The sequence below is a fragment of the Leisingera aquimarina DSM 24565 genome, from assembly GCF_000473165.1.
In the GTDB taxonomy this organism is placed as follows: domain Bacteria; phylum Pseudomonadota; class Alphaproteobacteria; order Rhodobacterales; family Rhodobacteraceae; genus Leisingera; species Leisingera aquimarina.
On sequence record NZ_KI421504.1, the window covers coordinates 4,242,433 to 4,250,010 of the forward strand.

Annotated in this window: 2 protein-coding genes, 3 tRNA genes and 3 rRNA genes; 1 reads left to right on the plus strand and 7 read right to left on the minus strand. The window is 54.0% G+C overall.

Annotated features, from left to right (window positions below; all coding sequences use genetic code 11):
- The first annotated feature begins 12 nt into the window (after window positions 1-12).
- Complete coding sequence (locus tag AQUI_RS0125340; RefSeq protein WP_156916916.1) at window positions 13-429, plus strand: hypothetical protein; 417 nt, start codon at window positions 13-15, stop codon at window positions 427-429.
- 138 nt (window positions 430-567) lie between these two features.
- On the opposite strand, the gene AQUI_RS0125345 is transcribed toward AQUI_RS0125340, so the two are convergent.
- From AQUI_RS0125345 to AQUI_RS28885, 7 genes are all read right to left on the minus strand, one after another.
- Window positions 568-644 (minus strand) — tRNA-Met (locus tag AQUI_RS0125345).
- Window positions 645-690: 46 nt separating this feature from the next.
- Window positions 691-805, minus strand: a 5S ribosomal RNA gene (rrf, locus tag AQUI_RS0125350).
- 127 nt (window positions 806-932) lie between these two features.
- Window positions 933-3,763 (minus strand): 23S ribosomal RNA (locus AQUI_RS0125355).
- Window positions 3,764-4,176: 413 nt separating this feature from the next.
- Window positions 4,177-4,253 (minus strand) — tRNA-Ile (locus AQUI_RS0125360).
- A 25-nt stretch (window positions 4,254-4,278) separates the two neighbouring features.
- Window positions 4,279-4,354 (minus strand) — tRNA-Ala (locus AQUI_RS0125365).
- Window positions 4,355-4,524: 170 nt separating this feature from the next.
- Window positions 4,525-5,986: ribosomal RNA gene (locus AQUI_RS0125370) — 16S ribosomal RNA — on the minus strand.
- Together the 16S, 23S and 5S rRNA genes with 3 tRNA genes alongside form the textbook arrangement of a ribosomal RNA operon.
- Window positions 5,987-6,953: 967 nt before the next feature.
- A partial coding sequence (locus tag AQUI_RS28885) for an IS481 family transposase (RefSeq protein WP_035920507.1) occupies window positions 6,954-7,578 on the minus strand: 625 nt, incomplete at its 5' end.

Below are 7,578 nucleotides of genomic sequence, written 5' to 3' on the forward strand. Positions count from 1 at the left end.
CAGACCCTCCGCATGAGGGAAGATCTTGCCGCAGAGACCATCCTCAGCAGCCTTCGTGAGCACTTGATGAGAGATGAAGCATTCCAGGAATTCAAAACGCGGTATCTCCATCACCTGCAACACCGGGAGAAGGATAACGGGGAAGCCCTCCGCCTGCATGACCAAAGGACCAGAGAGCTTGAGAAGAAGATCTCGAACCTGATGGATGCAATAGAGAACGGTCAGCATTCAAACGTGATTGTTGAGTGTCTCAATTCATATGAACAGGAACTCAAAACGTTGCAGGCAACAAGGGATCAGCTGGTGCCAACGCCCATCACGCTGCCTGATGATATGCCATCGCTGTATCGAAGGCATATCGACAACCTGGTGGCAACCCTTACAGACGAAGGTGTTCTGGCAGAGCGAGCGATGAGCTTCACGAACTGATGGATCGTGTTGTCGTGTCATATGATCAAGACGCCAAGAACCACATCCTGTACATGCAGGGCAATTTGATCGCCATGCTTAAAAAAGCAAAACCCGCCGAAGAGGCGGGCATTGACGATGCGGAAAGTTCGCGGAAGTTGGTTGCGGGAGCAGGATTTGAACCTGCGACCTTCAGGTTATGAGCCTGACGAGCTACCTGGCTGCTCCATCCCGCGTCAGGGTTTATTTGAGATCGTATTGAGAGATATTGGATTTTACTAGGTTTGGCGGTGACCTACTCTCCCAGGGCTTGAGCCCAAGTACCATCGGCGCTGCAGTGCTTAACTTCCGGGTTCGGGAAGGGACCGGGTGTTTCACTTGCGCTTTTGCCACCAAACCGAGAAAAATCCAACTCCGGCGCTGTTGCGAAGCAATGGCGCCGGTCACAATCAACGTGTCCAAGTGTTAGTATTAAGGGATGTTTGCTTGTTTGGTGTTTTCCGTAACACTGTCTGTTACTGGATCAAATCAAGCCTATCGGGCGATTAGTACCGGTCAACTGAATGCATTGCTGCACTTACATCTCCGGCCTATCGGCGTGGTGGTCTTCCACGGCCCTCAGGGATACCTTGTTTTGAGGGGGGCTTCCCGCTTAGATGCCTTCAGCGGTTATCCTGTCCGAACATAGCTACCCTGCACTGCTGCTGGCGCAACAACAGGTCCACCAGTGGTTCGTTCACCCCGGTCCTCTCGTACTAGGGGCAACTCCTCTCAAGTATCCTACACCCACGGCAGATAGGGACCGAACTGTCTCACGACGTTCTAAACCCAGCTCACGTACCTCTTTAAACGGCGAACAGCCGTACCCTTGGGACCTGCTCCAGCCCCAGGATGAGATGAGCCGACATCGAGGTGCCAAACACTGCCGTCGATATGGACTCTTGGGCAGTATCAGCCTGTTATCCCCGGCGTACCTTTTATCCGTTGAGCGATGGCCCTTCCACTCGGGACCACCGGATCACTATGGCCGACTTTCGTCTCTGCTCGACTTGTCAGTCTCGCAGTCAGGCTGGCTTCTGCCATTGCACTCAACGAGCGATTTCCGACCGCTCTGAGCCAACCTTCGCGCGCCTCCGTTACTCTTTAGGAGGCGACCGCCCCAGTCAAACTACCCGCCACGCAGGGTCCCGGATCCGGATAACGGACCGCGGTTAGACATCAAGAGTGCGAAGGGTGGTATCTCAAGGGAGGCTCCACCGCGACTTGCGTCACGGTTTCGATGCCTACCACCTATCCTGCACATCACAATCCTGATGCCAGTGCGAAGCTGTAGTAAAGGTGCACGGGGTCTTTCCGTCTAACCGCGGGAAGCCTGCATCTTGACAGGCAATTCAATTTCGCTGAGTCGATGTTGGAGACAGCGGGGAAGTCGTTACGCCATTCGTGCAGGTCGGAACTTACCCGACAAGGAATTTCGCTACCTTAGGACCGTTATAGTTACGGCCGCCGTTTACCTGGGCTTCAATTCGGAGCTCTCACCCCTCCTTTTAACCTTCAGGCACCGGGCAGGCGTCAGACCCTATACGTCGCCTTACGGCTTCGCAGAGCCCTGTGTTTTTAATAAACAGTCGCCACCCCCTGGTTTGTGCCCCCGGATTCCACTTGCGTAGGACCCGGGCCTCCTTCTCGCGAACTTACGGAGGTATTTTGCCGAGTTCCTTCAACATCGTTCTCTCAAGCGCCTTGGTATTCTCTACCAGTCCACCTGTGTCGGTTTAGGGTACGGTCTGATGGAGGGCTATTTCCAGGGACTGATCAGCAGCCCATTCAATCCGATAAGGATGAACTACCTTCACAATCCGTCACATCCTCCTGGCCCACGAATATTAACGTGGTTCCCATCGCCTACGCCTTTCGGCCTCGGCTTAGGGGCCGGCTTACCCTGCTCAGATTAGCTTTAAGCAGGAACCCTTGGACTTTCGGCGAGAGTGTCTCTCACACTCTTTGTCGCTACTCATGTCATCATTCTCACTAGTGATCTCTCCACCGGATGGCTCACGCCCCGGCTTCATCGAAAGCTCCTTGCGTCCAATTCTTCCCGGAGGAAGATAAGGACGCATGGAACTATGTCACACTACGCTCTGCTACCATGCACTATGTGCATCCTCGGCTTCGGCTCATGGCTTGAGCCCCGTTACATCTTCGCCGCAAGACATCTTGATTAGACCAGTGAGCTGTTACGCTATCTTTAAAGGATGGCTGCTTCTAAGCCAACCTCCTGGTTGTTTTGGACGTCTCACCTGCTTTCCCACTTAGCCATGAATTGGGGGCCTTAGCCGGAGGTCAGGGTTGTTTCCCTCTCCACGACGGACGTTAGCATCCGCCGTGTGTCTGCCATCCAGTACTCCCGGGTATTCGGAGTTTGGTTAGGATCAGTAAGCCTGTGGGGCCCCATTACCCATCCAGTGCTCTACCCCCCGGGGTATTCGGATGACGCTCTACCTAAATAGATTTCGCAGAGAACCAGCTATCTCCGAGTTTGATTGGCCTTTCACCCCTAGGCACAGCTCATCCCGATCCTTTTCAACGGATGTGGGTTCGGTCCTCCAGTGCGTGTTACCGCACCTTCAACCTGGCCATGCCTAGATCACTCGGTTTCGGGTCTGATCCCACGAACTCATGCGCCCTATTAAGACTCGCTTTCGCTGCGCCTACACCTAACGGTTTAAGCTTGCTCGTGAGACCAAGTCGATGACCCATTATACAAAAGGTACGCTGTCAGCCCTCAAGGGGCCTCCAACTGATTGTAGGCGTTCGGTTTCAGGTACTGTTTCACTCCCCTCGCCGGGGTGCTTTTCACCTTTCCCTCACGGTACTGGTTCGCTATCGGTCAGTAAGGAGTACTTAGCCTTCGGAGGTGGTCCTCCGATCTTCGAACAGGATTTCACGTGTCCCGCCCTACTTAATACGTCCCTCAGAGCTTAGAATACGGGGCTGTCACCCGCTATGGCCATGTTTCCCAACATGTTCTTCTCACTCATCAGGCTCGGCTGGTCCGCGTTCGCTCGCCGCTACTAACGGAGTCTCTATTGATGTCCTTTCCTCCGGGTACTTAGATGTTTCAGTTCCCCGGGTTTGCTCTTATAAACCTATGTATTCAGTCTATAAGTACCTGGTTAAGCCCATTATAAGCAGCCGTAAGGCTATTATAACAAACTTTCAGGTGGGTTCCCCCATTCAGAGATCTTGGGATCAAAGCCTATTCCCGGCTCCCCCAAGCTTATCGCAGGGTATCACGTCTTTCATCGCCTCTTACTGCCAAGGCATCCACCAAACGCCCTTCTCGCGCTTGATTTGATCCAGAAAAAGAAAGTGTTACCTTCCGCGGCACCGGAAGCTGGTAAGAAACCGGCGCCTTTATTCTGAACCAAAAAGCAAACTATCCCGCTCCCAGCCACATTTGCGACCAGGAACTTATTGCGCAATCGTGCGATTGCGCGGGTTAGTGTACTTGACTTGGACAACACTGTCTTTTCAATCAGGCAGACTTCAGGACGTCTGAGGAAACATGACGTATTCTGAAGCTCGCATCCCCTTCCGGAGAAGGATCAGCACCTGACTGAGGTCAGTCCCACACTCGGGCGACCAACAGTCTTGTTGATTGTATCTCTCTTTACGATGTCAATTTGCCGTCTGAAGAACAGACGTTCAAACAGTCAAAAACTGCTTGAAGATATGTTCTTCCATATGGCCATCCCTGCCAGGGGATGGTGGGTCGAGGAGGACTTGAACCTCCGACCTCACGCTTATCAGGCGTGCGCTCTAACCACCTGAGCTACCGACCCATATTGTGCGGGCCGTTTGCATAAGTGGTGGAGCCTAGGAGGATCGAACTCCTGACCTCCTGAATGCAAATCAGGCGCTCTCCCAGCTGAGCTAAGGCCCCTTGCTGAACCCCGGCAGCGCCAGGATCCGATATGTCTGAAGAGATATGAGGACGGTCCGGTCCAAGTTGAATTTGCACGCAAATCCAACCGAATGCGGACAGCTTTGTTTGCTGTCCATGCTAAGTGATCCACGAGATAAGCAAGCTTATCTGACTAGGATCATCCTTAGAAAGGAGGTGATCCAGCCGCAGGTTCCCCTACGGCTACCTTGTTACGACTTCACCCCAGTCGCTGAGCTCACCGTGGTCCGCTGCCTCAAAAGTTAGCGCACGGCCTTCGGGTAAACCCAACTCCCATGGTGTGACGGGCGGTGTGTACAAGGCCCGGGAACGTATTCACCGCGTCATGCTGTTACGCGATTACTAGCGATTCCGACTTCATGCCGCCGAGTTGCAGACGACAATCCGAACTGAGACAGTTTTTTGGGATTAACCCATTGTCACTGCCATTGTAGCACGTGTGTAGCCCAACCCGTAAGGGCCATGAGGACTTGACGTCATCCACACCTTCCTCCCGCTTATCACGGGCAGTTTCCCTAGAGTGCCCAGCCGAACTGCTGGCAACTAAGGATGTGGGTTGCGCTCGTTGCCGGACTTAACCGAACATCTCACGACACGAGCTGACGACAGCCATGCAGCACCTGTCACTCGGTCACCGAAGTGAAAGACCCATCTCTGGGCCGGTCCGAGGATGTCAAGGGTTGGTAAGGTTCTGCGCGTTGCTTCGAATTAAACCACATGCTCCACCGCTTGTGCGGGCCCCCGTCAATTCCTTTGAGTTTTAATCTTGCGACCGTACTCCCCAGGCGGAATGCTTAATCCGTTAGGTGTGTCACCGAATAGCATGCTACCCGACGACTGGCATTCATCGTTTACGGTGTGGACTACCAGGGTATCTAATCCTGTTTGCTCCCCACACTTTCGCACCTCAGCGTCAGTATCGAGCCAGTGAGCCGCCTTCGCCACTGGTGTTCCTCCGAATATCTACGAATTTCACCTCTACACTCGGAATTCCACTCACCTCTCTCGAACTCAAGACCAGGAGTTTAAGAGGCAGTTCCAGGGTTGAGCCCTGGGATTTCACCCCTTACTTTCTGGTCCGCCTACGCGCGCTTTACGCCCAGTAATTCCGAACAACGCTAACCCCCTCCGTATTACCGCGGCTGCTGGCACGGAGTTAGCCGGGGTTTCTTTACCAGATACTGTCATTATCATCTCTGGCGAAAGAGCTTTACGACCCTAGGGCCTTCATCACTCACGCGGCATGGCTGGATCAGGCTTGCGCCCATTGTCCAAGATTCCCCACTGCTGCCTCCCGTAGGAGTCTGGGCCGTGTCTCAGTCCCAGTGTTGCTGATCATCCTCTAAAACCAGCTATAGATCGTAGACTTGGTAGGCCGTTACCCCACCAACTATCTAATCTAACGCGGGCCGATCCTTCTCCGATAAATCTTTCCCCCGAAGGGCGTATAAGGTATTACTCACCGTTTCCAGTGGCTATTCCTTAGAGAAGGGCACGTTCCCACGCGTTACTAACCCGTCCGCCGCTCCCTCCCGAAGGAGAGCGCTCGACTTGCATGTGTTAGGCCTGCCGCCAGCGTTCGTTCTGAGCCAGGATCAAACTCTCAAGTTGAAAAGCTGTTGCCAGCTTATCCTTGACGTTCGAACCTCTGCACATCTTCAATACTCAGGACCGCTTTGGGGGCTGATCCCTATGCCCACCCGGCTAAGGATTGAGCACGTATTGAAAGTCATCTGTTTGATGCACACANTTTTCATCAGAAAACCGCGAGCCGTTCAAACAGTGAAGCTGACACTCCATCATCGGGCCGAAACCCTAAAAGTGTTGATATACAGACGTTGATCCATCGAAATGAACCAAACCGCCCACATATCTCTTCAGTTATCCATCAATGTCAAAGAGCAACACTCAGAGGCCAAAAACAAGACCGATGCGCCAGTATTCCCCAGCGCGCCCGCCTGTCAGATCTATCAAAGNGCCCCAGTCTCTCCTGAGCGTCCAGCCGTCTCTCCGGCCCGTCTCCCGTCTTTCCAGGCGTCCCGGCGTCTCTCCGCCGCGTTTCCCGTCCCGTCCTGCGTTCCCGCCGTCCCGTCCGGTGTGTCTCAGCAGCATCTCGTCGCTGCCGGTGAAGGGGGTTCTAAGGTTACTCCCAACAACCCGCAAGCCAAAAAACAGCAAAAACCGAACTTTCCGAAAAGAAAAGATACAAACAAAACAAAATCAATGACTTACATGTCGAAAAAGTCAGCAATCCTGACCCGGATGCCGCAACCGCAAACACCGCAGAACACCCAAAACGCCCCGCAACACAACTTACCCACAGAACAACCCCGCTTATCCACAACCCCACCGCCCGGAATCACAGAAAATCACCCCGCAAGGAAACGAGTCACCCCGCACGGAATCACGCCAAACCAGACAAAAAAAGCCCAACAGCCAGAAAGAACGGCAGGCCAAACCCGCGTCAAAATGAAAGACGCCGCAAAACAGCGGCGGAAACAGACCAAAACAAAAAAGGACGGCCAATCAGGCCGCCTTTCATTATCTGTAAAACTTCAGACTTGATCTGACAGGCATCTCAGTTCTCTGTGCTGAGAATGGGTTGCCGACTGTCCGATGGATCGGAAGCCATGATCGTCTTGTCCCTGGCAATATGCAGCGTTTCGCGGAAGGATTGCATAGGCGTCTTGCCATAGCAGTATCTTCCCGAATGCGGCCGCTGCTCGTTGTATCTGGCCGGCCAGGCGTCCAGGTCCACCTGCAATTCCTCCACCGGCCGGTAGAGCTTCTTGCGGAAGGCGATGTCGCAGAACTCATCCTTGATGGTCCGGTGGAAGCGCTCGCAGATCCCGTTCGCCCTGCAATCGATCAACTGGATCGATTGCCTTACGGTCTCACTCTGGGGGCTGTTCGCCTTGGCTCTCGTGTGGTCCACGTCCTCGACGGCCAAGTAGAGCTGATAGGCATGGCTTCCGGCTTTGCCGCAATATTCGGTGCCGCGGCCCGTCAGGATGCGCAACAGGCTGATGCCGTGTCCGGCAAAGAAGGGGATAACCATGTCATTCAGCAGGCCGGCGGCGGTGATCGCCGTTTTCCCGGTGCAGAGCTTACCGGCCGCCACCCGCGCATAGGTCTCGATGAAGGTCTGCTGGCAGATGCGTCCCACTCCCTTCATCGTGCCCAGGTAATAGGTGCCCTGGCTG

What these genes read in the sequence shown, in the direction of transcription:
- AQUI_RS0125340 (WP_156916916.1), top strand. Translation starts at nt 13, where the DNA reads ATGAGGGAAGATCTTGCCGCAGAGACCATCCTCAGCAGCCTTCGTGAG.